At 70.7% G+C, this 24,389-nt stretch carries 31 protein-coding genes and 1 tRNA gene; 20 read left to right on the top strand and 12 right to left on the bottom strand.

What is annotated here, in order from left to right; genetic code table 11:
• Positions 1–86 precede the first annotated feature (86 nt).
• The gene (locus EDD90_RS28575; RefSeq protein ID WP_260328125.1) at positions 87–764 is read right to left on the bottom strand and encodes an ATP-binding protein; all 678 of its coding nucleotides are present in this window, start codon (positions 762–764) and stop codon (positions 87–89) included.
• Complete coding sequence (locus EDD90_RS28580) at positions 761–1,519, bottom strand: GntR family transcriptional regulator (RefSeq protein ID WP_123975836.1); 759 nt, start codon at positions 1,517–1,519, stop codon at positions 761–763. The genes EDD90_RS28575 and EDD90_RS28580 overlap by 4 nt, the downstream gene beginning before the upstream one ends.
• 498 nt (positions 1,520–2,017) lie before the next feature.
• On the opposite strand from EDD90_RS28580, the gene EDD90_RS28585 reads away from it, so the two are divergent.
• The 15 genes from EDD90_RS28585 to EDD90_RS28655 all read left to right on the top strand — a co-directional run bounded on the left by EDD90_RS28585 (position 2,018) and on the right by EDD90_RS28655 (position 12,293).
• A complete protein-coding gene (locus EDD90_RS28585; RefSeq protein WP_123975837.1) occupies positions 2,018–2,287 on the top strand; it encodes a DUF6284 family protein in 270 nt (89 codons plus the stop codon).
• Complete coding sequence (locus tag EDD90_RS28590; RefSeq protein WP_123975838.1) at positions 2,284–2,733, top strand: Pycsar system effector family protein; 450 nt, start codon at positions 2,284–2,286, stop codon at positions 2,731–2,733. Before EDD90_RS28585 ends, EDD90_RS28590 begins: the two co-directional genes overlap by 4 nt.
• Positions 2,730–3,599, top strand: a complete 870-nt coding sequence (locus tag EDD90_RS28595) for a protein spdB (protein ID WP_123975839.1) — start codon at positions 2,730–2,732, stop codon at positions 3,597–3,599. Before EDD90_RS28590 ends, EDD90_RS28595 begins: the two co-directional genes overlap by 4 nt.
• Positions 3,599–3,946, top strand: coding sequence for an RRQRL motif-containing zinc-binding protein (locus tag EDD90_RS28600; protein ID WP_123975840.1), 348 nt, complete (start codon positions 3,599–3,601; stop codon positions 3,944–3,946). Before EDD90_RS28595 ends, EDD90_RS28600 begins: the two co-directional genes overlap by 1 nt.
• Position 3,947: 1 nt before the next feature.
• Positions 3,948–4,265, top strand: a complete 318-nt coding sequence (locus EDD90_RS28605) for a hypothetical protein (protein ID WP_123975841.1) — start codon at positions 3,948–3,950, stop codon at positions 4,263–4,265.
• Positions 4,266–4,267: 2 nt separating this feature from the next.
• Positions 4,268–4,606 carry a hypothetical protein gene (locus EDD90_RS28610; RefSeq protein ID WP_123975842.1) on the top strand — a complete coding sequence of 113 codons (339 nt, stop codon included), beginning with the start codon at positions 4,268–4,270 and terminating at the stop codon, positions 4,604–4,606.
• The gene (locus EDD90_RS28615) at positions 4,603–6,729 is read left to right on the top strand and encodes an FtsK/SpoIIIE domain-containing protein (RefSeq protein ID WP_123975843.1); all 2,127 of its coding nucleotides are present in this window, start codon (positions 4,603–4,605) and stop codon (positions 6,727–6,729) included. The genes EDD90_RS28610 and EDD90_RS28615 overlap by 4 nt, the downstream gene beginning before the upstream one ends.
• A gap of 203 nt (positions 6,730–6,932) precedes the next feature.
• Positions 6,933–7,436 (top strand): hypothetical protein, encoded by a 504-nt coding sequence (locus EDD90_RS28620; RefSeq protein ID WP_123975844.1) that lies wholly within the window; start codon positions 6,933–6,935, stop codon positions 7,434–7,436.
• Between the two features lie 17 nt (positions 7,437–7,453).
• Positions 7,454–7,714 carry a hypothetical protein gene (locus EDD90_RS28625; protein WP_123975845.1) on the top strand — a complete coding sequence of 87 codons (261 nt, stop codon included), beginning with the start codon at positions 7,454–7,456 and terminating at the stop codon, positions 7,712–7,714.
• Between the two features lie 86 nt (positions 7,715–7,800).
• Positions 7,801–8,145: a hypothetical protein gene (locus EDD90_RS28630; protein WP_123975846.1), complete on the top strand. Its 345-nt coding sequence runs from the start codon at positions 7,801–7,803 to the stop codon at positions 8,143–8,145.
• Positions 8,142–9,035: a bifunctional DNA primase/polymerase gene (locus tag EDD90_RS28635; protein WP_123975847.1), complete on the top strand. Its 894-nt coding sequence runs from the start codon at positions 8,142–8,144 to the stop codon at positions 9,033–9,035. Before EDD90_RS28630 ends, EDD90_RS28635 begins: the two co-directional genes overlap by 4 nt.
• Positions 9,032–9,448 carry a hypothetical protein gene (locus tag EDD90_RS28640; protein ID WP_260328127.1) on the top strand — a complete coding sequence of 139 codons (417 nt, stop codon included), beginning with the start codon at positions 9,032–9,034 and terminating at the stop codon, positions 9,446–9,448. Before EDD90_RS28635 ends, EDD90_RS28640 begins: the two co-directional genes overlap by 4 nt.
• Positions 9,445–10,590, top strand: a complete 1,146-nt coding sequence (locus EDD90_RS28645; protein WP_123975848.1) for a DUF3631 domain-containing protein — start codon at positions 9,445–9,447, stop codon at positions 10,588–10,590. Before EDD90_RS28640 ends, EDD90_RS28645 begins: the two co-directional genes overlap by 4 nt.
• 177 nt (positions 10,591–10,767) lie before the next feature.
• Positions 10,768–10,995: a helix-turn-helix domain-containing protein gene (locus EDD90_RS28650; protein ID WP_123975849.1), complete on the top strand. Its 228-nt coding sequence runs from the start codon at positions 10,768–10,770 to the stop codon at positions 10,993–10,995.
• 11 nt (positions 10,996–11,006) lie between these two features.
• Positions 11,007–12,293 (top strand): site-specific integrase, encoded by a 1,287-nt coding sequence (locus EDD90_RS28655; RefSeq protein WP_123975850.1) that lies wholly within the window; start codon positions 11,007–11,009, stop codon positions 12,291–12,293.
• 65 nt (positions 12,294–12,358) lie between these two features.
• Here the strand turns inward: EDD90_RS28655 and EDD90_RS28660 are convergent.
• From EDD90_RS28660 to EDD90_RS28675, 4 genes are all read right to left on the bottom strand, one after another.
• Positions 12,359–12,443, bottom strand: a tRNA-Ser gene (locus EDD90_RS28660).
• Positions 12,444–12,533: 90 nt separating this feature from the next.
• The gene (tadA, locus tag EDD90_RS28665; RefSeq protein ID WP_260328129.1) at positions 12,534–12,965 is read right to left on the bottom strand and encodes a tRNA adenosine(34) deaminase TadA; all 432 of its coding nucleotides are present in this window, start codon (positions 12,963–12,965) and stop codon (positions 12,534–12,536) included.
• Between the two features lie 56 nt (positions 12,966–13,021).
• Complete coding sequence (locus EDD90_RS28670) at positions 13,022–13,549, bottom strand: hypothetical protein (RefSeq protein ID WP_123975852.1); 528 nt, start codon at positions 13,547–13,549, stop codon at positions 13,022–13,024.
• 361 nt (positions 13,550–13,910) lie between these two features.
• A complete protein-coding gene (locus EDD90_RS28675; protein WP_185149254.1) occupies positions 13,911–14,099 on the bottom strand; it encodes a hypothetical protein in 189 nt (62 codons plus the stop codon).
• 115 nt (positions 14,100–14,214) lie between these two features.
• Here EDD90_RS28675 and upp point away from each other — a divergent pair, with 115 nt between their 5' ends.
• Entirely contained in the window at positions 14,215–14,850 is a 636-nt protein-coding gene (upp, locus tag EDD90_RS28680; protein ID WP_123975854.1) for a uracil phosphoribosyltransferase, read from the top strand.
• Between the two features lie 198 nt (positions 14,851–15,048).
• Here upp and EDD90_RS28685 read toward each other — a convergent pair whose 3' ends face one another.
• Positions 15,049–15,699 carry a LytR C-terminal domain-containing protein gene (locus tag EDD90_RS28685; RefSeq protein ID WP_260328130.1) on the bottom strand — a complete coding sequence of 217 codons (651 nt, stop codon included), beginning with the start codon at positions 15,697–15,699 and terminating at the stop codon, positions 15,049–15,051.
• Positions 15,700–15,810: 111 nt separating this feature from the next.
• On the bottom strand, positions 15,811–16,107 hold the full coding sequence (locus EDD90_RS28690; RefSeq protein WP_003999914.1) for a type II toxin-antitoxin system VapB family antitoxin: 297 nt from the start codon (positions 16,105–16,107) through the stop codon (positions 15,811–15,813).
• Between the two features lie 112 nt (positions 16,108–16,219).
• Between EDD90_RS28690 and EDD90_RS28695 the strand changes: the two genes are divergently transcribed.
• Complete coding sequence (locus EDD90_RS28695) at positions 16,220–17,770, top strand: helicase HerA-like domain-containing protein (protein WP_123975855.1); 1,551 nt, start codon at positions 16,220–16,222, stop codon at positions 17,768–17,770.
• A 46-nt stretch (positions 17,771–17,816) separates the two neighbouring features.
• Here EDD90_RS28695 and EDD90_RS57635 read toward each other — a convergent pair whose 3' ends face one another.
• The 4 genes from EDD90_RS57635 to EDD90_RS28710 all read right to left on the bottom strand — a co-directional run bounded on the left by EDD90_RS57635 (position 17,817) and on the right by EDD90_RS28710 (position 19,928).
• Entirely contained in the window at positions 17,817–17,945 is a 129-nt protein-coding gene (locus EDD90_RS57635; protein ID WP_260328131.1) for a hypothetical protein, read from the bottom strand.
• Positions 17,946–18,003: 58 nt separating this feature from the next.
• Entirely contained in the window at positions 18,004–18,354 is a 351-nt protein-coding gene (locus EDD90_RS55700) for a hypothetical protein (protein WP_185149255.1), read from the bottom strand.
• A 94-nt stretch (positions 18,355–18,448) separates the two neighbouring features.
• Positions 18,449–19,093 carry an HdeD family acid-resistance protein gene (locus EDD90_RS28705; RefSeq protein WP_123975856.1) on the bottom strand — a complete coding sequence of 215 codons (645 nt, stop codon included), beginning with the start codon at positions 19,091–19,093 and terminating at the stop codon, positions 18,449–18,451.
• A 217-nt stretch (positions 19,094–19,310) separates the two neighbouring features.
• On the bottom strand, positions 19,311–19,928 hold the full coding sequence (locus EDD90_RS28710; RefSeq protein ID WP_123975857.1) for an HhH-GPD-type base excision DNA repair protein: 618 nt from the start codon (positions 19,926–19,928) through the stop codon (positions 19,311–19,313).
• Between the two features lie 136 nt (positions 19,929–20,064).
• On the opposite strand from EDD90_RS28710, the gene EDD90_RS28715 reads away from it, so the two are divergent.
• Genes EDD90_RS28715 through EDD90_RS28725 form a run of 3 tightly spaced genes read left to right on the top strand, consistent with a single transcriptional unit; the run spans position 20,065 to position 24,324 of the window.
• Positions 20,065–23,106: a GNAT family N-acetyltransferase gene (locus EDD90_RS28715; protein WP_123975858.1), complete on the top strand. Its 3,042-nt coding sequence runs from the start codon at positions 20,065–20,067 to the stop codon at positions 23,104–23,106.
• Positions 23,096–23,569: a cupin domain-containing protein gene (locus EDD90_RS28720; RefSeq protein WP_123981757.1), complete on the top strand. Its 474-nt coding sequence runs from the start codon at positions 23,096–23,098 to the stop codon at positions 23,567–23,569. The genes EDD90_RS28715 and EDD90_RS28720 overlap by 11 nt, the downstream gene beginning before the upstream one ends.
• On the top strand, positions 23,566–24,324 hold the full coding sequence (locus tag EDD90_RS28725; protein WP_123975859.1) for an SDR family NAD(P)-dependent oxidoreductase: 759 nt from the start codon (positions 23,566–23,568) through the stop codon (positions 24,322–24,324). Before EDD90_RS28720 ends, EDD90_RS28725 begins: the two co-directional genes overlap by 4 nt.
• Positions 24,325–24,389: the final 65 nt, after the last annotated feature.

Genomic DNA, 24,389 nt, shown 5'->3' on the forward strand with positions numbered 1-24,389 from the left:
TACGCGCTGAGGCCTGCCGCTCGTCGCAACGAGCGGCGGAAGCCGAGACGGAGCTGGGGCTGACCTGTGCTTAGGCCCGTAGAGGGTCAGGGGCGCGAAGCTTCCATGGTCGCGATCACGTCCGCAGTGTCGCCCTCGTAGAGAAGGTGCGGTTCGTCTTCCTGAGGGGGGATGAACCGGGTTCGGTACCGCTGAAGGTCGCTCTCCGAGAAGTAGATCGAATTCGGATCGTTCGCGTGGAACTCGTTGCGCTTGCTGACCCTTGCCCAGAGTTCGTCGTGGCTGGCCGCGAGATAAACCAGTACAGGAGTGGCCCCGGCGTCGGTGGCGATGGCTCGCCATTTGGCCCGGACTTCCGGGGTCCAAAAGCCGTGGTCAACGACGACGTCATGGCCGGCCTTGAGCTGCTCCCTGAGTTCTACCGCCACGTCTTCGAGCACCGGACGTTCGAGGATGGGGAAGATGCCTCGCGGAAAGTCCACCCCGTAGACGCCGTGCCGGCGGTACATCTCCTCATCTGGGCACAGTCGAACGAACCCGCGATCCGTGAGCGCGCGGGAAAGTGTGGTCTTGCCGGAGCCGGGCAGTCCGGCCATCAGGACGCAGAACGGTGGACGTGGTGGCATCGGTCTCGCCATGGTCTGGGAGATGGCGGCCATCTCCGCTTCCCCTTCGAGCGTGATTGTGCCAGCCCTGCGGGCTGCCAGCAGTGACCCTAGGCGGTCTTCGAGCACGTTCGCGAGGGTGTCATCCATCACCGTCACGGAGTCACCTCCGATTCCGTGCGCCATGTCCGGCCGGGGCCCCCGAGGTCCACGCCGTACTCCACGACGTTCCCCTCACTGTCCACGAACTTTGCCGTCATGACGACCACTGGATCGGTCGGCGGGTGCTCGGGGTCCAGCTCCAAGAGCTGCGCGTACTCCGGCGTCAGCAGGCGGGCCGAGGCCGTGTCGATACGGTGACTGATCGGGTGGCCAGTTGCTTGGGCGATGAGCTGGAGCGAAGTACCTCCGGTTAGCCTCTCACTCTCCGCTAGCTGGGGAATCAGCTTCCCGTATCGGGCCGGAATCCATGACGTGCTGTGGGCCACGATGCCATGCCGGTCTCGGTAGACCCGGCTTCGACGGATCACATCGGAGCCGGGCTGAATGTCCAGCGCCTGTGCGACTTCAGCGGGTGCGGACACCAAGCCCGCTCGATGCGAGTCGGATCGTTCGCCCGCTCCCCAACTGGACCCCGTGCGGCGTCCCCGGTCCTGACGCTGGGACCCGGACGACATCGGAGCCGGCTGGTCCAAGACCTCCGTCCCGATGCCGTGGATCCCGCGCACAAGACCCTCGTTGCGCAGCTTGCGCAGGGCCTTTTCCGCCGTCGCGGTGCTCACTTTCCACTCTTCCGCGAGGTTCTTGATGCTCGGCAAGAGGGTTCCGGGCTCTAGCTGACCAGACGTAATCAGCTCCGTGTAGTGGGCGGCAATCTTCGCGTACGGCGCCCGATTGTCGGCCTGGCCTGCCATATCGCTTGCTCCCTTTCGTCACTTCCCTGAGGTTCCCTACCTTACCGCTTGACACCGCAGGGAACCCTAGGGAACCGTAGGGATGTGCCCGCCGGTCACTTCGGAGAACGGCGGTCGCTGAACCTCGGCACACGTGTGTGCAAAACGGACGTGAACCGAAGGTTGCGCTAACGCAAGACAACGGAGGCTGCACGCAGTCTCAAGGGGCCCGGGACAGATCGGGCCGAGGGGCCCGGACTCCTGGTCATCCGGAGGGCTTGAGACCGAAAGGTCACGTCTCCATACGCCTGAAACGGGAGCGCGCTTCCGAAGGAGACACCTGCACGACATTGAACGTTTCCGCAGCTCAACGCCTGCGGGCCGGTTGCCTCCGCTGCACGTCTCGTACGTGCAGCGCTGAGGGGAGCCGGATCACCCGACTTCAACGGCGCGCGGCCCCGGTGCTCGAACACCGGGGCCGCTGTTCGGGCCGTTCCTATCCGAGAGGAACACGACCCTATGAACCCCATCGTGACTGTTCAGGACGCTGTTACCGCGTTCGCCGACTGGATGGAGCCGACGGACGCGGAACTGGACGCGATCGAGCAGGAACTTCCGCTGATCCTGGCGGACGTCGACCTGTTGGACGCGCACATCATCACCCTGGACCGCACGCCGACCGAGCTGGACGCCCGCCGGATCCGCCGGGCCCACCGCCGGGTGCTCGCCGAACGACTGGCGCTGGCCAACCGCACGGCCGGCGCGTCCCTGCCCGGCGGCGCGGCATGAGCGCCCCGGTCGTACGTAGCCACACCGACGCGCTTGCCGAGGTGAAGGCGGAGATCGCGCGGACCGACAACAAGACCGCGCTTCTGCTCGCGTTCGTCGGTGCGGTTCTGGCCGGCGCCTGGACGATCGGCAGTGCCCTCCCGCTCAATGCGGCGGCCGTGGTCGTCGGTGTGCTGGGTATGGCGTTGCTGGTCGGCGCGGCGAGCAAGCTGTTGACGTCGGTGCGCCCGAACCTGAGCGGCGGTCACGGCTTCACGCTGTGGGCGACCCTCACCCCGGAGCAGGTCACCGAGAGTCTGTCGACGGATCTCGCCGCCCACATCGCCGGACTCTCCCGGCTAGCGGTCGCCAAGTACACCTGCCTGCGTCGCGCGGTCGACCTGACCCACGCGGGCGGTGCCCTCCTGATCCTCGCCGTGGTGCTGGCGCTCGGGGGTGCGGCATGAGGACCAGCGCCAAGACCCTGTTGACCGTGCTGCCGGCCGTTGCCATGACGGCCGTGTCCATGGTGCTCACCCTGGCCGTGGTCATGATGTGGCTCGGTACGGCCGTGCCCTGGTACGTCGCTCTGGTCGTCGGGTTGGGTATCGACGGCGGGTGGCTGGCCACGCTCGCCTATGAGCGCCGGTTGGCCGCGCAGGGCGACCACAGCAACGCCGTGACCGCCGTTGGCTGGTCGTTCGGGGCGGTCGCCTCCGGTGTCCTGGTCACTCACGCCGTGACCGCCGAGACGTCCATGGGTGCGTGGCTGGCGGTGGCGTGGCTGCCGCTCGCCGCCAAGATGCTGTGGCTGGTCCACGGTCTGTGGGAGCGCACGGCGCTCACGCCGGCGGCGCTGGACACGATCCGGGGCATTCAGCAGGAAGCCCGCGACGACGCGGCCGTTGCCCGTGCCCGCCTGCGTGCCGAAGCGTCCACCGAGGAGACGCGGCTGACGGCCGTGACGGAGGCGGGGGCACGCGTCGCACGCGTCCAGGCCCGAACCGCTGAGACCCTTGCTGGGGCGTGGTCGACGCTGGAGGCGGCCCGTAAGGGCGAGAGCACCGGACGGGCCCTGACCAGCGTGACGAGCCGCGTCACACCCGACGTCACACCCTCGTGGGAACTGCCGGTGTGGGGCCCCTTTGAGCCGGTTGCGGCGCTGGAGCAGGCACCGGCGCTCAGTGACGCGGCGCTGGACACGTTGGTCGATGAGATCCGGCACAGCGAGCAACCGCCGTTGTCGTACCGGGAGATGGCCACCCGCTTCCGCACGGCCGGCCACTCCGCCTCCGAGGTGCGCCTGCGGGCCGCCTGGAAGCGCGTCGTCTGATGGCCGCGCTGCCGGTCTACCGGTGGCACCTGGCACCGGACGGCTACGCCACCCGCCGCCAACTCCGGGCACGCAACCTGCGCCCCGGCGGTCAGGGCGTGGCCGCGCAGCTCGAACGCCCCCGCCGCCGGCGTCCCCCACTGGTCGCCTACCTCTACCGCGTCGACCTGGCCAAGCCCGTACGGCCCATGACGCCCGCGCGGTGGGCGGCGCTCGCCAAGGCCAATGCCGCCCGCCGCCTGTGCCCCGCCTGCCGGCGTGACGCCGGCTACGTCATCTCCACCGCGCTGGGCATGTGCGCGCCCTGCGCCTACCCCGACCCGCACGGCTACGAAAGGACTGCCTGACATGGGCAACTCCGAGATCCGCCGTATCGACCGCGAGATCGGCAAGATTCAGAAGAAGCTGGAAGCCGTCCAGCGGGGCGAGTGGTGGCCGCTGACCAGCCGCGAACGCCTCGCCATGACCCGCGCCATGGCCGGCGGCGCCCGCAGCATCCACCAGGGGCGCAGCGCGAACGGTGCCGAGAACCGGATGGACTCCATCGGCACGGCCGCTGAGACCCGGCTGAACGCCGAGCTGACCGCCCTGTACGGCGAGCGCCAGCGCATCCTCACCGAGCAGGCGCGCGCCAAGGCCGCCAACAAGTCGTCCCGGTGGTGGTGAGCATGGACCGCCGTTGCCCCGCCGCTCACCCCGACGACCCGACCCCGTGTGTCGGTCCGGTCGTGGTGACCGTGCTGGACGCGCTCAACGCCGGAGCGGACGGGTGCGAGCACCACGGCGCCCGCCTCCTGGCCAGCCTGGACCGCGCCCGCGTCTACCCGCTGCCTGACGCCCCGGCCGGGGCCGCGATCCGCGTCTTCGCCGCCGCCGACACGATCCGCCCCTTCTGCTGGGTCGACGGCCCCCGCACCGACCCGTCCCAGCTCAGCCGTGCCGAGAACCGCGCCCGCTGCACCGACCTCCCCTCCCTCGCCTCCCGCTCAGGAGACCTCCCGTCATGACCGAGAACGTCATCAACCTGCACAAGCCCACCGACCCCCCGACCGGCGCCAACGCCCCGACCGTCCTCACGGTCGTCCCCGACCCGGCACCCGCCCCGCGCATGCCGCTGTGGGTGCGCTCCGGGCGCGCCATCAAGACCGCCGCCACCGACGAGAACACCAAGACCGTGGTGCGAGCGGTCGCCCGGCACACCCTGTACACGTTCAACGGGGGCCGGATCGTGGCCCGCCGCACCTGGGACGGCCGTACCGGGGCCCGCTACGAGCGGATGATCCGGGCCGCCGAAGCGGCCGGGAACCTGGAAGTTGCGGAGGAGTGGGAGGAGCGGCTCCAGCGCTTCCGGCAGGCTCGCCACCACCGCCGCATGGACCTCTTGCACTCCCCCGTGGAAGCGGCCAAGGGCGTCGCCGTCGGCACCGGGATGGGCGTCGGCGTGCTGGTCGCGCTCGGGGTCGTCATGGCGATCAACACCAAGCACCCGGCGGACGTCATCACCCCGCTCGCCGCCACCATCGACTTCATCGCCACCCTGATCCGGATCATTCAGATCGTGTGGGGCCCGGCGCTCACGATCGCCCCGTTCCTCGCGCTGCTCGCGCTGTGGTCGGTCGGCGCGCACCAGAAAGCGGCGCCGTCGTGGTCGATGCCTGAGCACCAGCGATCGAGCGAGGGTGAGCCGATCACCCCGTCCATCGTGGTCAAGGCCCTGCGCGACCTCGGAGTCCCGGCGCTGCGCAACGCCATCAAGGAGATGGGCGACGTGGGCGCGTCGATGCTCGGTCCGATCCGGATCGCCGGATGCGGTGTCGAGGTGGACGTCACCTTGCCGTCGGGGGTGGCCACGAACGAGGTGCAGCAGCGTCGCAAGAAGCTCGCTGAGAACCTGACCCGGCACGAGCACGAGGTGTTCATCACGATCCCCGAGGCGGCCCGCACGGTCCGCCTGTGGATCGCCGACTCCGGCGCCTTGGATGAGCCGATCGGGCCGTCGCCGCTGGTCACCGACGAGACCATGACCGCGAACTACAAGACCGGTAAGGCCCCGTGGGGTCAGGACCTGCGCGGGGATGCGGCGGAGCTGAGTGTGTATCAGCGTCACATGCTGGTCACGGGCCGATCCAACCAGGGCAAGACCGCCGCCCTGCGTGCACTCGCGCTGTGGCTGGCGCTGGATCGGTCGGTGCAGTTCTGGATCGCCGATCTCAAGGGCGTCGGGGACTGGAGCATGTTCCGGGGCGTTGCGGACGTGCTGATCGAGGGTCCGTCGGATGACCACGTGATCCAGGCGACCGAGATGGTCGAGAACGCAGAGGAGGAGATGAACCGCCGGATCCAGGTGCGTCTCTCCGATCCGAAAGCGGTCTTCCCGCCGCTGATCGTGCTGGTGGATGAGGCGCAGAAGGCGTTCATGTGCCCGGCCATCGACGACCAGAAGCGCCCGTACGGGGGTTCCAAGGCCACCAGCCGGTACTTCATGGCCGTCCGTTCGATCCACAACCAGGGCCGCGCCGTGGACGTCATGATGTGGCAGGGCACCCAGGACCCCACCGACCAGAACCTTCCCAAGCTCGTGCGGGAGGGTGCCCACACCCGTGCGTCCCTCGTGCTGGGCAGTGAGTCGCAGGCGAAGATGGCACTCGGGGACAAGGCCGTCGAGGACGGGGCCGCCCCGCACATGCTGCGCCAAGGGCTGGACAAGGGAACGCTGGTCGTTGCCTCGGACGGCATCACGATGCCCAAGGGCCAGTCGTCCATCACGGTCCGCACTCACTTCATCGACGACGAGCCGGCCGAAGCCATCGCCTCGCGGGCCCGCGCGCTCCGGGATGGTGTGACCACCCTGCGCGTTGTCGACCGCAGCGAGGAGCGCGATGCGCTCGCCGACATCGCCGCCGTGATCGGCACGGAGGCGCGGGTGCTCACCCAGGACGTCATCAAGCGGCTCGCCGTGCTCGCCCCGGACGCCTATGGCAAGTGGTCGTTCACCGACCTCACCCGCGTGTTGGACGGCACCGGGGCCGAAGCGTACAAGTCCGACGGGCGCATGGTCGTCGGCCGTGACCGCCTCGCCCGCGCCATCGCCGACCGCGACAAGACGGGTTCCGCTTCCGCTTCCGAATGACAGGGAGCCGACCCGTCCCGGGGCAGGGAGGCAGGGAGAACTCCCTGACCCCCTCCCTGACCCGCCTCCCTGGCCCTGACCTGCGTAATTGATCGTCAGGGAGGCAGGGAGGCGCCGCAGGTCAGGCCCCCGAAACCCCCCTCTCAGCGCCCCCGGCAGGGGGTGTCTTCTCCTCCCTGAACCGTGACCGGAAGGGATTCCGCATGTACCCCGAGACCACCCCCGAAACGCCCCTGTCGGGCGTCCGGATGAGCGACGACGTAGCCGCCGCTGAGGCCGCCCGGATCATCGCCGACGCCTACAAGCCCGCCCCCGAGACACCGACCGCCTACCGCGACGACAGCCCGCTTCCCGCCTACGGCGACACACCCCCCGTACTCCAGCCGGACCGCCGGATCGTGCCGGCGTGGGCCGCCGGAACCGCCGTCGCCGGCATCGGCGTCGGAGCCGCGTTCGTCGGCATCGGCTGCGGCGTCTGGCTCGCCTGCCAAGGATTCGCCGCCGTCTCCCTCACCTCAGTCCTGTTCGTCACCCTCCCCATCGCCGCCGTCGCCGGCGTCTTCGCCGCCATCGGGACCGCCCTGCGCTCACTCAAGGGCGTCCACACCGAGAACCACCACCACTACCGGGGCCCGGTCCGGCAGGAGAACACCACCACCAAGACCTACGGACTCATCGCCCGGACCCGCAACGAGCACCACGGCTGACAGGAGACCCAACACCCATGTTCCGCCTGCGACTCAAGGTCATCGACCACCCCCGCCGCGCCCTGATCCTGACCGACACCCCCCGCCCCGACTGCCCGAACTGCGCCGGCGCCGGAGGCACCGTGGAGCACTACGGCTACCCGGACACCGGGGAGTACTGGGGAAGCGGCTGGGAGTTCTGCGCCTGCTGGACCGCCCGGCGCCTGACCCTGCTGCCCCTGCCGCGCTGGACGCGCCGCACCCCGCCCGCCGGCTACAGCACCAACGCCCCGTTCTAGCTACGCCAAGGGCGGCCCCCGTCTCGCCAAAGTCCGGGGCCGCCCTTGCCAGCCAGTCACCTACCAAGGAACTGGAGACATCCAGGATGACTCATCCCGCCCACAGTGGGCGAGCGGTCGACGCTCCCCCTCCGGCCATCAACTTCCGGACCGAGACCCGGCCCGACGGCAGCACCGTTCTGTCCCTGCTCACCGTGACCGCCCCGTACGTCCTGGCGGAGCACCGGTTCGAGTTGGACCCGTACATGACCCGCGCCCTGCTCGGCGCCCTGGTGCGTGACCTGGACGGCATCCCCGACCCCGGCCCTTACCCCGAGGCCGCCGCCCTGCTCGCCGCGCTCGACAGCACCGACCCCACCGCGTTCGACAACGCGATGGACTACTACCACGTCTACCTTCACCGCCTGCTGACGAACGGGGGCAGGGCATGAGCGAGCACCTGTTGCGGGCCGCCCTGGACGCGGCCGAACGCGGCTGGCACGTCTTCCCCCTGCGCCCCGGCAGCAAGCCGCCCGCCCTGCACGGCGAAAGGGCATGCCCCGGCACCGGGGAGTGCGCGGCGGGGCACCGGAAGTGGGAGCAGCGTGCCACGACCGACCCGGACCGCATCCGCGCCGCGTGGTCGCGGGCCCCGTTCAACGTCGGGATCGCAACCGGCCCGTCCGGTCTGCTGGTCGTCGACCTGGACGTACCCAAGGACAAGGGCAGTACGGACGCGCCTGACGGCGCGGTGACCTTCGCAGCGCTCTGCGAGCGCGCCGACCATGCCGTCCCCGACACCTACCGGGTGCGGACCGCGAGCGGCGGCATGCACCTGTACTTCACCGCCCCGGCCGGCGTCCGCCTCACCAACACCGCACGCACGATCGCCCCTTCGGTCGACACACGGGCCTGGGGCGGGTACGTGGTCGCCGCCGGTAGCACCACCCCCGCCGGGGACTACGAAGCCCTGTGCGCCCCCGTGGTGGCCCCTCTGCCGCTCTGGCTCCAAACCATCCTGCAACCTGCCCCCAAGCCCGCACAGACTCCCTCAGAGGCCGTAGCGGGGCAATCACGCCGATACGCGGATGTAGCGCTCGCCAACGAGACCCGGAACGTCGCCACGGCCCAACAGGGTTCGCGGGAGAGCTCGTTGTTCCGGGCGGCGCGCGCTCTGGGGCGGTTCGTCGCGTGGGGCGACCTCCCGCGACACGTGGTCGAGCAGGCTCTTCAGGAGGCAGGACAGGGGGTCGGGCTGTCCGCCGCCGAATGCCGCTCCACTCTCCGCAGCGCACTGGACTGGTCCATCACCCACAACTCGGCACGCAGGGCGACGGCATGAGCGCCCCCTCTCGCCCCCTCCTGAAGAGCTTCCCCACCACCCCGACCAGCCCGCACGCCGCGCGACCGGCCGAACCGACGGCGACCGTGGGCGAACCGAAGGACGTCGCCCGTAAGGGCGTCCGCACTGCCCTTCGCCCTGACCCGCAGACGACCGACCCGGCCGACCCGACACCGGAACGCCCCGGGATCCGGATCTACGCGCCGCCGGTCTACCGCGACCACGACGACGGGGCCCGCTGGTCCAAGCGCTACGGCGACACCCCCAGGGCCGCCTACGCCTGCCCCTGCGGACAGACCAACACCGCCACCGGCCCGCGCACCGTTCCAGCTCTGATCACGGAGTACGAGGTGCACAAGCAGGTGTGCGACGGCACGCCCGCACCCCACACGGAAGGAAGGGTCGCCGCATGACCCCCACCATCGACGGGGCCGCGCTGCTCAACGAGGTTGAGGCGTTCCACCGCCGGTTCAACGTCTTCCCCACCGAAGCGGCCTACGTCGCCGTGGCGTTGTGGGACGCGCACGCCCATCTGCTCGACTGCTTCGACTCCACCCCGCGTCTGGCGTTCCTCTCCCCGGAGCCGGGGTCGGGGAAGTCCCGCGCGCTGGAGATCGTGGAAACCCTCGTGCCCGCCCCGATGACGGCGGTCAACGCGTCCGCCGCCGCCCTGTTCCGCTCCGTGTCCAGCCCGCAGGGCCGGCCGACGATCCTGTTCGACGAGATCGATACGGTCTTCGGCCCGAAGGCGGGAGACAACGAGGAGCTGCGGGGGTTCCTGAACGCCGGGCACCGCCGGACCGGGGTCACCTACCGGTGCATCGGCGACGGCGGGAACCAGACCGTACAGGCCTTCCCCTCGTACTGCGCCGTCGCGGTCGCGGGTCTCGGCTCGCTGCCCGACACGATCATGACCCGGTCGGTCATCATCCGGATGCGCCGGCGGGCCCGCAATGAACGCGTGGAATCCTTCCGGGCGCGCGTTCATGAGGCGGAGGGACACAAGCTCCGTGACCGGCTCGCCCAATGGGCAGAGCACGCGCGGGGGTTCGTGATGGGTGCCTGGCCCGACATGCCGGACGGGGTCACCGACCGGCCTGCGGACGTGTGGGAACCCCTGCTCGCCATCGCGGACGCGGTTGGCGGCGACTGGCCGGAGCGGGCACGTAAGGCGTGCGTGGCGCTGGTGACCGCGTCCAAGGCCAACGACAAGGGCAGTCTCGGTATCCGGCTGCTCGCCGACCTGCGCGACCACGTCATGGTCGGCATCGACCGCCTGCCCACCGTCGCCATCCTGGACCGACTGAACGCCCTGGACGACGCACCGTGGGCCGATCTGCACGGCAAGCCACTCGACAACCGCAGGTTGTCACGGATGCTCGCCGAGTACATGACGGCGGACAACGAGCCGATCGCCTCCCGCAACATCAAGACCGCCGGGAGCGTCCTCAAGGGCTACTACGCCACCGATCTCCACGACGCGTGGGCCCGCTACTGCCCCCCACCCCCGGAAAGTCCGCTACCTCCGCTACCCGGCACCGAAGACCTGACCTGACCAGCAACAACGCGGTAGCGGCAACCACCCCGAGTTGCCGCTACCGCGCCGCTACCCATCCGCTACCGCTACCCCTTCCCGCTACCCCGAACAGGCCCCTGACCTGGACGGTAGCGGCGGTAGCGGAAGTAGCGCCCCTCAGAGAGCCCCCCGAGGACTGCCCCGAGGAGTCACCGCATGGACACGGCCCAACTCGCCGAAGTCATCGATCCCACCCTCGTACTGCTGACCGTGGAAGAGGCGGCCCGCCGTCTCCAGATCGGTCGAACCGTCTGCTACCGGCTCATCAGTTCCGGAGAGCTGGAGTCCATCACCGTCGGGCACCTGCGCAGGGTCCCGGCTGACGCCGTACCGGAGTTCGTCTCCCGCCGCCGCAAGAGCCACCGCCTCGCCGCCGTCGCCTGAGGAGTACACGCATGGCCGAAGCCAACAACGACAAAAAGCGCACCCGTCAGCCGAACGGCCGATCGTCCATCTACCAGGGCAGTGACGGGAAGTGGCACGGTCGAGTCACCGTCGGCATCCGCGATGACGGGAGCCCCGACCGGCGCCACGTCGAACGCAAGACCCGTGCCGAAGTGACCGCCGCCGTCCGTGAGCTGGAGAAGCAGCGCGAGGCGAAGACCCTGGCCAAGCCGGGAAAGCCCTGGACGGTCAAGACGTGGCTGACTCACTGGGTCGAGACCATCGCCCCGCTTGCCGTGAACGAGAACACGATGGTCGGCTACGGGGTCGCCGTCCGGAAGCACCTGATTCCCGCCCTCGGTGCTCACCGGCTCGACAAGCTTAGGCCGGAGCACATCGAACGCTTCTACGGCAACATGCAGGCAGACGGCCGTAAGGCCGGAACGATCCACCAGATTCACCGCACCTTCCGCACCGCGCTGAACGAGGCTGTACGGCGCGGTCACCTGGGACGGAACCCCGTCCAACTCGCCAAGGCACCCCGCCTCCGAGAGGAAGAGGTGGAGCCCTACACCGTCGAAGAGGTGCAGCGGCTCTTGCGGACTGCCGACGACCGCCGCAACTCGGCTCGGTGGGCCGTGGCGCTCGCCCTCGGGCTCCGGCAGGGGGAGGCGTTGGGCCTCAAGTGGGCTGACGTCGACCTGGAGCGGGGCGTTCTCATGGTCCGCCGGAGCCGCCGCCGGCCGCGCTACGCCCACGGGTGTGGCGACCCCTGCGGAAGGAAGGCCGGCTACTGCCCGCAGCGACAGCGCACGAACCCCGAGACGGCCGACACCAAGTCCCGCGCCGGACGGCGGGCGGTCGGGCTCCCCTCACAGCTTGTGGATCTGCTCCGAGTCCATCGGGTCAAGCAGGATGCCGAACGCGCGGCGGCGGGGGACAAGTGGACGGATGAGGGCTGGCTATTCGCCACGCCCACCGGGCGGGGAACTTCGCCCCGAACGGACTACGACGACTGGAAGGAGCTGCTCGAAAACGCGAAGGTGCGAGACGGCCGTCTGCATGATGCTCGTCACACCGCCGCTACCGTCCTGTTGATCCTCGGGGTTTCCGAGCGGGCCGTCATGGGTCTGATGGGTTGGTCCACCACGGCCATGGCGGCGCGGTATCAGCACATGGTCGACTCGGTCCGGAACGAGGTTGCCCAGCGGGTCGACGGGCTCATCTGGAAGCCAGCCGGAGACGGCTCGGACGACGATGACGATGGGCTCTCAGGATCGCTCGTACGGGCCAACTGAGACGGAAACTGAGACGGAAGCCGAAAGGGTGCCCGGTCCGATGGACTGGGCACCCTTTCTACCTGCGGTAGCGGAGGGATTTGAACCCTCGGTGACTTGCGCCACACTCGCTTTCGAGGCGAGCTCCTTCGGCCGCTCGGACACGCTACCGAGGGAGACCTTACAGCAAGGGGGGCCGTGCTCTGAAATCCGTATTCGAGCGCTCCGGAGGCGGCTCGGGAGCAGGCCCCGGCGGGCATGTCAGCGGGTACGGAAGAAGTCCGTGAGCAGGCGGGCGGATTCCTCGGCCAGGACGCCCTGGACGACCTCGGGGCGGTGGTTGAGACGACGGTCCCGTACGACGTCCCAGAGGGACCCGGCCGCGCCGGCCTTGTCGTCGCGGGCGCCGTAGACGACCCGGTCCACCCGGGACTGGACCAGGGCGCCCGCGCACATCGTGCAGGGCTCCAGCGTGACCACGAGGGTGCAGCCGGTGAGCCGCCACTCGCCGAGCCGTGCGGCGGCCCGGCGCAGCGCCAGCACCTCGGCGTGCGCGGTGGGGTCGCCGGTGGCCTCGCGTTCGTTGTGACCGGCCGCGAGGACCGTCGTACCGTCCGGGGACAGCACGACGGCGCCGACGGGGACGTCCCCGCCCCGGACGGCCTGGCCGGCCTCGTCCAGGGCGAGCCGCATCGCGGCCCGCCAGCGGTCGCGTACCGGGTCCGGGGACCCGGCTGCCTCGTGGAGGGTCAGCGGACGGTCTCCAGGACCTCGGCGGCGCCCAGAGCCTCGGCGATCTCGCTGAGCGCGTCGTCGCTGAGCGCCAGCAGCTCCTTCGCGCTCACGCCCAGGTCTTCGAGGATCCCGGTGTCGCCGACCGGGCCCGCGGGCACGGCGGAGGTGTCGGTGTCCTCGTCGTCCTCGGTCTCCGGCTCACCGTCCTCGGTGCCGTCGAGGTCGAGGGCGTCCAGGTCGTCGGCGTCGTCCTTGGGCTCCCTTCCGAGCATTTCGTCGGTGAGCAGGAGCTCTCCGTACGAGCTGCGGGCGGCGGCGGCAGCGCTGGAGACGAAGACCCGGGGGTCCTCCTCACCGTCGATGCGCACGACGCCGAACCAAGCGTCTTCCTGCTCGATGAAGACGAGCACCGTGTCGTCGGCGTCCGACGCCGATTCCCGGGCCAGGTCGGCCAGGTCCGACAGGGTCTCCACATCGTCGAGCTCTGTGTCGCTCGCTTCCCACCCGTCTTCGGTGCGCGCGAGCAGTGCGGCGAAGTACACCGTGACTCTCCCACTGGTCTTAGGCGTGCCGGTTGGGGGTCCCCCCGGCGGAGGTTCTGGGCGGGGAGAGCTGTGCTCCGAGCCCCACCCACTCGGAATCGTGGCAGAAACAAGGCGTTCAGGGGACGTCTTCGGCTCCCTGTGTCTGGCAGTTTTGATCGCACGTATGCAAAGAGCCATCCGTGCGTCCGTGAACGCAGTCACCAGCGCACTCGTTGCCGCCACCTGCGGATCGTACGCGGGTTTTCTCGCAGCCCACGCACGGCCTTGCCCATGGCGGACCGCAACACGCCACAAGGAGTGGATCTTTGCCGAAGGATCGGCTGCACGACCCTTACCTGTCTTACAGTCTTACTGGCTCTTACCAGCGAAACGTCCGCATACGCATGGCGTGGCGCAGCCGGGCCACCTTGGCGCGGCGGGGCTGCACCCGGTCGCGCAGTGCCCGCGCCTCGGCGAGCTCGCGCAGGAACCGGGCGCGGCGGCGGCGCCGCTCGGCGTCCGTCTCGCCCTCGGGGCCGCCGTATGCGCGGTCGGGCAGCTCAGGCACGGTCACACCACCTCGATCCGTGCCTCCCACATTCCCCCGGACGGGGGGTTTGATGCCGACGCGGGCCAGCGCGGGCCAGCGCGAGGTGTACGTGGACGCGGTTACTGTTATGGGCATGCGTCTCCACGTCGTCGACCACCCCCTGGTCGCCCACAAACTCACCACGCTGCGCGACCAGCGCACCGACTCCGCGACGTTCCGGCGGCTCGCCGACGAACTGGTCACCCTGCTCGCCTACGAGGCGACCCGGGACGTGCGGACCGAGGCCGTCGACATCCAGACCCCGGTCGCCCGCACGACCGGCGTCAAACTCGCCCGCCCGCGGCCGCTGGTCGTGCCGATCCTGCGGGCCGGGCTCGGCATGCTGGACGGCATGGTGCGGCTGCTGCCGACCGCCGAGGTGGGTTTCCTGGGCATGATCCGCAACGAGGAGACGCTGCAGGCGTCCACGTACGCCTCGCGGATGCCGGAGGACCTCTCCGGGCGCCAGGTGTACGTCCTCGACCCGATGCTGGCCACGGGCGGCACGCTGGTCGCGGCGATCCGCGAGCTCATCCGGCGCGGCGCGGACGATGTGACGGCGGTGGTCCTGCTGGCCGCGCCGGAGGGCGTCGAGGTCATGGAACGCGAGCTGGCGGGCACGCCGGTCACGGTGGTGACGGCGGCGGTGGACGACCACCTGAACGAGCACGGGTACATCGTGCCGGGGCTGGGAGACGCGGGGGACCGCCTCTACGGCGCGGCCGAGTAGGGCGCCGGGCGCCCCGGCGCCGTAGGGGTGGCGGGAGCGTCCGCGGGGCCGTCGCGGCCGCTCGCGCAGTTCCTCCCCAGCCTTCGGCCGGGGGTACCCCCAGCGCCCCTGAGGGCGCGCTGGTCTACGGGGCGCTGCAGTTGTGATCGCGTCCGAGGCTTTGGCCGTCGCCACGGCGATCAGCCGTGGCGGTGGTCCTCAGCAGGGCTTCTTCGATTCCTTCGGCTGGGGGTCGGACAGGGACGCGATCGCCTGCGCGGCCGTCGCCTGGGGTGTGAGGGTCTTGAACGCGTCGCCGATGATCAGGTCCACGGCGGCGCCCTTGCGGCCCGCCTCCGTGCGCTGGTCGGCCGCCGTCAACTGCGTGGCCAGGACCGGGAGCGAGGTCTTCAGGGCGGACGCGGGGCCCAGCAGTATCGCCGTGCCCTTGACCTTCTGGTCGAACTTCGTCGGCGCGTTGCCGACGTCGCCGATCTTGAAGCCGCGCTTCTTGAGTTCGTCCGCGGTGTCCTTGGCCAGGCCCGTGCGGGTCGTGGCGTTGTAGACGTTCACCGTGATCTGGGCCGGCTTCGGCAGCGCCGCCGCCGACGGCCCGGCCGCCGGACTCGCGCTCGCCACGGCCTGCTTGACGCAGTCGGTGGTCGAGCCGGCCGCCGCTGCCGTCTTGTCGCCGCCCGAGAAGACGTCGATGAGCTGCAGGGTGCCCCAGCCGACCAGGCCGAGCGCGGTGACGGAGGCGACCACGGAGAGGACGAGCCGGGCACGCCGCCGGCGCGGGCGCATGCGAGGGTATTTGTCCCCTGTGATCCGGTACTGGCCGCCCATGCCGGGGGGAGTCAGCATGCTCATGAGCGCAGCGTAGTGCGCCACGCGAGCGTTGACTAATAGATGATCATCCGACGGTGCACGCTCTAACCCGAAAGGGGCAACCGGCGCGGAACGACGGGTGGTGAGCGGGCGTCAGTCGAGTTCGAGCACGCGTGCGTGCAGCACCTGACGCTGCTGGAGGGCGGCCCGGACCGCGCGGTGCAGCCCGTCCTCCAGGTACAGGTCGCCCTGCCACTTCACGACATGCGCGAAGAGGTCGCCGTAGAACGTCGAGTCCTCGGCGAGGAGGGTCTCCAGGTCGAGCTGCCCCTTGGTCGTCACGAGCTGATCGAGGCGGACCGGGCGCGGCGCGACGTCCGCCCACTGCCGGGTGCTCTCCCGGCCGTGGTCGGGGTACGGCCGGCCGTTTCCGATGCGCTTGAAGATCACACGGAAAGCCTACCGGTCCAGACGTTCCGGGCGCAGCCATGGCGACCGAGTGCGACGCTGGAAAAGACACCGTAAAGGTAATCAAAGGGGCTAAACGGCAACAGGGGGTCCGATGACGAACGCCGGTGAAGCCGGTGGTGCGCCCCCGGCCGGGGCCGCCGAGGTCCCCGAGGTCGCCGCGATCGCCTCCGGGTACGCCTTCACCGGTCCGGCGCTGGACCTCGGGGCCCTCCTCTGGGACGGGCGGTGCCATCCCGACGCCCCGGTCCGGATCCCCCTCCCCATGCTCAACCGCCACGGCCTGGTCGCCGGCGCCACCGGCACCGGCAAGACCAAGACGCTCCAGCTGATCGCCGAACAGCTCTCCGCGCAGGGCGTACCGGTGTTCCTGGCGGACATCAAGGGCGACCTGTCGGGGATCGCCAGGCCCGGGCAGCCGAACGACAGGGTCCAGGGCCGGGCGGGTGAGGTCGGCCAGCACTGGACGGCGACCGGTTTCCCCGCCGAGTTCCTCGCGCTCGGCGGCCTCGGCCAGGGCGTTCCCGTGCGGGCGACGATCACCAGCTTCGGCCCGGTGCTGCTCTCCAAGGTGCTCCGGCTCAACCAGACCCAGGAGCAGTCCCTCGGCCTGATCTTCCACTACGCCGACACCAAGGGCCTGGAGCTGATCGACCTCAAGGACCTGCGCGCGGTGGTCGCCTTCCTCACCTCCGACGAGGGCAGGGCCGAGCTGAAGGACATCGGAGGGCTCTCGACGGCCACGGCCGGGGTGATCCTGCGCTCCCTGACCGCCTTCGAGGCACAGGGCATGACGGACTTCTTCGGCGAGCCGGAGTTCGACACGGCCGACCTCCTGCGTACGGCACCGGACGGCCGCGGGGTCGTCTCGGTCCTCGAACTCCCCGCCGTCCAGGACAAACCCCTGCTGTTCTCGACGTTCCTGATGTGGCTGCTGGCCGACCTCTTCCACGACCTCCCCGAGATCGGCGACGCCGACCGGCCGAAGCTGGTCTTCTTCTTCGACGAGGCGCATCTGCTCTTCGGTGACGCGTCGAGGGCGTTCCTGGAATCGATCACCCAGACGGTGCGCCTGATTCGCTCGAAAGGAGTCGGCGTCTTCTTCGTCACACAGACCCCGAAGGACGTACCGTCCGACGTTCTGGCCCAGCTCGGCAACCGTGTCCAGCACGCCCTCAGGGCGTTCACCCCGGAGGACCAGAAGGCGCTGAAGGCGACCGTGCGGACCTTCCCGAAGTCGTCGTACGACCTTGAGGAGCTCCTCACCGGGCTGGGCATCGGCGAGGCCGTGGTCACCGTGCTCAGCGAGAGCGGCGCCCCGACACCGGTCGCGGCGACCCGTCTGCGGGCGCCGGAGTCCCTGATGGGACCGGTGGACGCGGCGGAGCTGGACGCGGCGGTGCGGGGCTCGGCCCTCCACGGACGTTATGCACAGGCTGTGGACCGCGAGTCGGCGTACGAGAGGCTGCGCGCGGCACAGCCGGCCCCCGCCGCGGAGCCGCAGCCCGCGAAGAAAGAGGAACCCTCCCTTGTCGAACAGGTGGTCGGCAGCGGGATGTTCAAGTCCCTCGCCCGGTCCGTGGGCACGCAGCTCGGCCGGGAGATCACGCGGTCGCTGTTCGGCACGGCCCGCAGGCGCAGGTGAGCAAGTGGGCAGGTGAGCCGGGCGCACCGCCCGGCTCACCTCGGCATCAACCGTTCTTCTGCTCCTGGGGCCGCGGCCGCTGCGGCTGCGCCGCCTTCTCCTCCGGCTTCGGTGCGCTGCGAACGGCTTCGGCGCGCAGCAGGGCGCGCAGGACCGCGTACGGGTCTGAGGACATGGCTGTGTTCCTTGCGTAGAACTGACTGACCTGGGGAAACGCGGGGCCGGTCGGTCGGTCAGCAGCGCAGGACCACGGTGCGCAGGAGGGGCGCGGCGTACGGCGGGCGCGGTGCCGTCGGGCACCGGCGGTGGTGGTCCGCCGGGCAGCCGCCGGCCGCCGGTTCGGGGAGCGGCGAGGGGCGCTCCGGTACGTCGGCTCGGTGGACGGCGCGGGCGGGGGGCCGTAGCGGGGTGTCGAGGACGTCGTGTTCGAGGGTGTTGGCGGAGGCGGCCGAGGCAGTGGGGACACCGGCGGCGAGGGCCGCCGTCGGGGCGCCGGCCAGCAGCAGGGCGAGCAGCAGCACGAGCGCCCGCAGCCGGGCCTGTCGGCCGGGCTGCGGGCGTCCGGATGCGGCACCGCTGCTCATGGCGGTCATCTCCCCGCGCGACGGGCGGTGTTCATCGCGGCGGGCGCGAGATCCGCTCGCTCGGCGTACCGGTGCGGCGCAAGGTTGACGTCGCTCACAGTGACTGCGGGATCAGCTTGGCGCGGCTGCGGATGCCGAACGAGGCGATGATCTCGACGATGCCGACGACGACCAGCCAGACGCCGGCGACGAGGGTCAGCACGGCCACCGACCTGAACGGCGAGACGATCAGCACGACGCCGGCGATGAAGGTGACGATCCCGAGGAAGATCATCCAGCCGCGGGCAGGCATCCCGGGGTCGTGCACGGCGGCGATCGTCTGCGTGATCCCGCGGATCAGCCAGCCGATCCCGATCCACAGGGCGAGCAGCAGGATCGACTCCAGCGGGCCGCGGAAGCAGAACAGGCCCAGCAGGATCGACAGCGCGCCGCTGATGAAAGCCAGCACCCGCAGCGAGGTCGTCTTGTGCGTGCCGAACGCGGCGACCAGCTGGAAGACGCCGCTGATCAGCAGATAGACGCCGAAGAGCACACCGGCGGCGAGCAGCGAGGGACCGGGCCAGACGAGAACCAGGACGCCGAGGATCAGCGAGGCGATCCCGGTGAACAGCACGGTCTGCCAGGCGGCCTTGGACAGGGCGTGCAACGGCCCCTCGAAGGCCGGTTCGGGTTCACGCCACGCACCGGAGTGCGCTCTGCGGTCGTCGTCGGCGGGGCCGGTGCTGGGGGGCTCGGTCATGGTTCCAGCTGAGACCGGGGGAGACGGCCCTGCCATCGGGGAAAGGCCACCCGGGTGACGGAGACACCCACGCCACAACGCCGCCGACCGTCCCTGTCCAAGGGCACGTTGCAACGCCCCCGACCGTCCCTACCTAGGAGCGCGGGGCTGTATTCATATGCGGCTCCGCCGCGCGGGCGCGACCAGCCACAACGCACCCGCACCCGACAACGCATCGTCACCCGCCGTCGGCCCCAGCCGACTTCGCGGCCTTCGCCGCCGCCTTCATCTCCTGCTTGTGAGCCCGCACCTTGGCCAGTGACTCGGGCCCCGTGATGTCGGCCACCGACCGGTACGACCGCGCCTCCCCGTACGCCCCCGCGGCCTCCCGCCACCCCTTCGGCGCCACCCCCAGCTGCTTGCCCAGCAGGGCCAGGAAGATCTGCGCCTTCTGCTTCCCGAACCCGGGCAGTTCCTGGAGGCGCTTCAGCAGTTCCGCCCCGCTGTCGACGTCGCGCCAGATGCCCTCGGCGTCACCGTCGTAGTGCTCGACGAGGTACTGGCACAGCTGCTGGATCCGCTTGGCCATGGAGCCGGGATACCGGTGCACCGCCGGCTTCTCGGAGAGCAGCGCGGCGAACGCCTCCGGGTCCTGGGCGGCGATCTCGTGCGCGTCCAGGTCGTCCGTGCCCATGCGCCGCGCGATGGTGGCCGGTCCCTTGAACGCCCACTCCATCGGGACCTGCTGGTCGAGCAGCATGCCGGTGAGCGCGGCGAGCCTGCTGCGGCTGAGGAGTTCGTCGGCCTCGGGGTCCTGGGCGAGATGCAGAACGGGGGCGTTGGCGTTGGCGTCCATGGCTCGATGATCCCGCGCCCGGACCGGCGACGCGCGCTCGCCGCCGCCCGCCCTGCCCGGCCCTCACACGCCTCACGTACGATTCCCCCACGATTTTGCTTAGGTAAGGCTAACCTCACGCAAGGGGTGTCACAGGGTGACCATCGAGACGTTCCGCGACGCCTGGGGCATCCCGCATCTGCGGGCGGGCGACGCCCGGGAACTCGCCCGCGCGCAGGGCCGGGTCACGGCCGTCGACCGGGCCTGGCAACTGGAGGTGGAGCGGCACCGCGTACAGGGCACGTCGGCGTCCTTCCTCGGCTCCTCGGCCGTCACCTGGGACGTCTTCGCCCGCCGGGCCCGTCTGGCGGACACGGCGAGACGCTGCTTCGAGGCGCTGGAGAGACAGGACCCGGAGACGGCGGACTGGGTACGGGCGTACGTGGCCGGCGTCAACGAGGGCCTGGCCGCCGGCGCCGCCCGCACCCCCGAGTTCGCCCGTACGGGCCTGGCCCCCGGCAGCTGGGAGCCCTGGCATCCCCTGGGTATCTGGCTGGCCACCCACATCCTGTTCGCCGGTTTCCCGGCCAAGCTGTGGCGCGAGGAGGCGATACGGCACCTGGGCGAGGAGGCGGTCCCCCTCTTCGCCACGGACGGCCCCGGCACCGCGGGCAGCAACGGCTGGCTGCTCGCGGGCTCCCGCACCACCACCGGCCACGCCCTCCTCGCCGGCGACCCCCACCGCTTCATCGAGGCGCCCGGGGTCTACCAGCAGATCCACCTCTCCTGCCCGGAGTTCGATGTCATCGGCCTGGCGGTACCCGGCGTCCCCGGCATCGCCCACTTCGCCCACACCGGCACGGTCGCCTGGTCCATCACCAACGCGATGGCGGACTACCAGGACCTCTACCGAGAGCGTCTGCGGCGCACGGAAACCGGAGTGGAGGCGCTGGCTCGGAACGGCACATGGACCCGAGCCGAACGCCACACGGAGACAGTGGAGGTCGCGGGCGAACCCCCGGTACGGATCGAGGTGATCGAGACCGAACGAGGCCCGGTGATCGCCGGGGGCCCGGAGGGCCTGGACGAAGAGAAAGCACCGGAGCAGCCGCAGGAGCCGGAGCTGACGGAAGCCGACCGCACCGAACAATCCGACACGGCACCCATGCCGATGCCCGCCGACGGCACTCGGCCGCCGCAGTCGCTGCCCGGTCCCGCTCACGAAAGCGGCGCGTCGACGCCCGAGTTGCCTGACACGCCCCACGAGCCGGCAGCCGCCGACGGCGCTCGGCCCCCACAAGGGCCACCCGCACCTGACCATGAAAGCCGCACGGCTGGTGCGGGTGGGAGGACTCACGCCGAAGGCGAAGCCGAGGCGTTGGCCTTGCGCTACCCACCCCGCGTCACCCACGACCTCGGCTTCGGCGCCCTGCTCCCCCTCCTCCGCGCCCGCCGGGTCGCCGACGTCGACCGGGCCTTCGACGCCTGGGCCGAGCCCGTCAACGTCGTGCACGCCGCCGACACCGCCGGAGGCACCCTGCACCGCGTCGCCGGTCGCGTCCCCGTCCGCTCCCGCACCAACCGCACCCGGCTCGCCCCCGCCTGGCTCCCCGGCCACGAATGGCAGGGCTGGCACGAGATGCCGTACGGCGACATCACCGACGGTGTGGCCGTGATGGCCAATCAGCGCGGCCCGGCCACCCCTCTCGGCGTCGAGTTCGCCCCACCCCACCGCGCCGACCGCATCCGCGCCCTCCTCGACGAGCGCCGCACCTGGTCCGCCGCCGGCCTGCCCGCGATCCACACCGACACCCACCTCGCCTCCGCCGCCCCCCTCCTCGACCACCTCGCCGCCCTCGACGGCCTCACCCCCGCGGCCACCGAACTCCGCGACCGCCTCCTGGCCTGGGACCGCCGGATGGACGCCGACAGCACGGACGCCGCCGTGTACGCGGCCGTACGCACCGCGGTCGTACGGCACCTCGCCGCCCACCCCGCTTTCGCCGCCCTCACCGAAACCCCCGCCTACCCCGAGGTCCTGCTCCCCTGGCTCGCCCTCACCCCCCGTATCGCCTTCGCCCTGGAACACCTTCTCCGCGCCGATGAGTTGTACGGGGTCGACCGCCCCGCCGTCGTCCGTACGGCGATCGAGGAAGTCGCCGCCCACAAGCCCACCGGCCCCTGGGGCGACACCCACCGCCTCGCCCCCTGGCGGGCGCTGCCCGAGCCGTCGTACGACGGACCGGGGCTGTCCGGCGACCACGACTGCGTGCTGTGCACCTCCGCCGTGCCCGGCCTCACCGACCTCTCCGCGCGCGGCCCGGCCGCCCGGTACGTCTGGGACCTCGCCCACCGCGACGACAGCCTCTGGGTGGTACCGCACGGCGCGGACGGCGTCCCCGGCGCACCCCACAACACCGACCAACTCCCCTTGTGGCTCAAGGGAGATCTGGCGCCGGTCAGCACCGACTGGGACCGGCTGGAACGCGTGGACCCCATGGATCCGATCGATCCGATTGATCCGACTGGTCCCACCGACCCCACCGACCCCACCGACCCCACCGACCCCATCGACGCAGAGGAGACCGGACCGATGTCCGAGCGCCACCCCGTCTTCGAGCACGCCCTCCCCGGCTTCGGCACCGTCCGCCTCCGCCCCCTCGACCCGGCGCGCGACACGGACGCCGTCCACACCTGGGTCAGCGAAGAACGCGCCGTCTTCTGGGGCATGACCGGCCTCACCCACGCCCAAGTGACCGAGATCTACGCCCACATGGCCACCCTCGACACCCACCACGCCTACCTCGCCGAGAAGGACGGCGAACCGGTCGCGCTCCTCCAGACGTACGAGCCGGAGGCCGACCGCGTGAGCGAGTGCTACGACGTCCGCCCCGGCGACATCGGGATCCATGTCCTCCTCGCCCCGGCCGGACCCGAGGGCCCCCGCCCCGGCTGGTCGGAGGCCCTTCTGACCGCCTTCATGGCGTATGCCCTGCGCGGCCTCGGCCGCCACCGCATCGTCGTGGACCCCGACGTCCGCAACGAGAAGGCGATCGCCCGCTTCGAACGCCAGGGCTTCGCACTCGGCCCGGCCGTCGTACTCCCCGAAATCGACCTCCCGGACGTCCACCTGCCCGAGAAGCACGCCCAACTGGCCTTTCTCACCCGGCAGGTAGCCTTCCCGGATGATGACGCCTGAGGACCTCATCGCCCATTACGACCTGGAGCCGATCCCCCGCGAGGGCGGCCTGTTCCGGCGCACCTGGGAAGGTCCCGCGCGCGCCGACGGCCGCCCCGAGGGCTCCGCGATCGTCGCCCTCCTCACCGCCGACGACTACTCCGCCCTGCACCGCCTCCCCTCCGACGAGGTCTGGCACTTCTACCTCGGCGACCCCCTCGCCCTGCTGCTCCTCGCCCCCGACGGCACCACCCGTACCCCCGTCCTCGGCCCGGACATACGGAACGGCCAGCGCATCCAGCTCACCGTCCCGGCCGGCACCTGGATGGGCGCCCGGGTGGCGGCCCCCGGCACCTGGACCTTCTTCGGCTGCACCATGGCCCCCGGATTCACCTTCGAGAGCTACGAACACGGGAACGCGGCCCACCTCACGGCGCGTTACCCCTCCGAAGCCGCCCGGATCACGGAACTCTGCCGCCCATGACCCATCTGCTGGACGGACAGACCGCCCTGGTCACGGGCGCGAGCGGCGGCATCGGACGCGCCATCGCCCGGCGCCTGGCCGAGGAGGGCGCCGCGGTGGCCCTGCACTGCCGCACCGCGGCGACGGCGGCACACGAGACCGCCGCGGCCATCGGCGACCGGGCGACCGTCGTACAGGGAGACCTGCGCGACGAGCAGACCTGCCACCGGATCGTCCGCGAGGCGGAAGCCTGGGGAGGCGGCCGCCTGACCGCTCTGGTCAACAACGCGGCCGTACAACCCGTACAGTCCCTGCCCGGTATGACCGTGGCCGACTGGCGCACGGTCGTCGACACCAACCTCACCAGCGTCTTCGCCTGCACCCAGGCCGCCGCCGAGCTGATGCGCGCCCAGCCCGGCGGCGGCACGATCACCCACATCGCCTCCATCGAGGCGACCCACCCGGCCCCGGGCCACGCCCACTACAGCGCGTCGAAGGCGGCGGTCGTCATGCACGCGAGAGCGGCGGCCCTGGAGTACGGACCCTCCGGCATCCGCGTCAACACCGTCTCTCCGGGCCTGATCGACAGGGAGGGTTTGGAGGAGGCCTGGCCGGAGGGGGTGAGGAGATGGCAGGAGGCGGCACCGACAGGCCGGTTGGGCAGCCCGGAGGATGTGGCGAACGCGGTGGTCTTCCTGCTCTCGCCGCTCGCATCCTGGATCAGCGGTCACAATTTGGTGGTGGACGGAGGGGTGTCTGCTCGACCGACATGGTGATGTCTTTCAACGCCCGAACTGGAGCGCCCCGAAAGGGGCGTGGGGCCGTATCGATGTGCGGCTCC

It is taken from the genome of Streptomyces sp. Ag109_O5-1 (assembly GCF_003814875.1).
GTDB lineage: Bacteria > Actinomycetota > Actinomycetes > Streptomycetales > Streptomycetaceae > Streptomyces > Streptomyces sasae.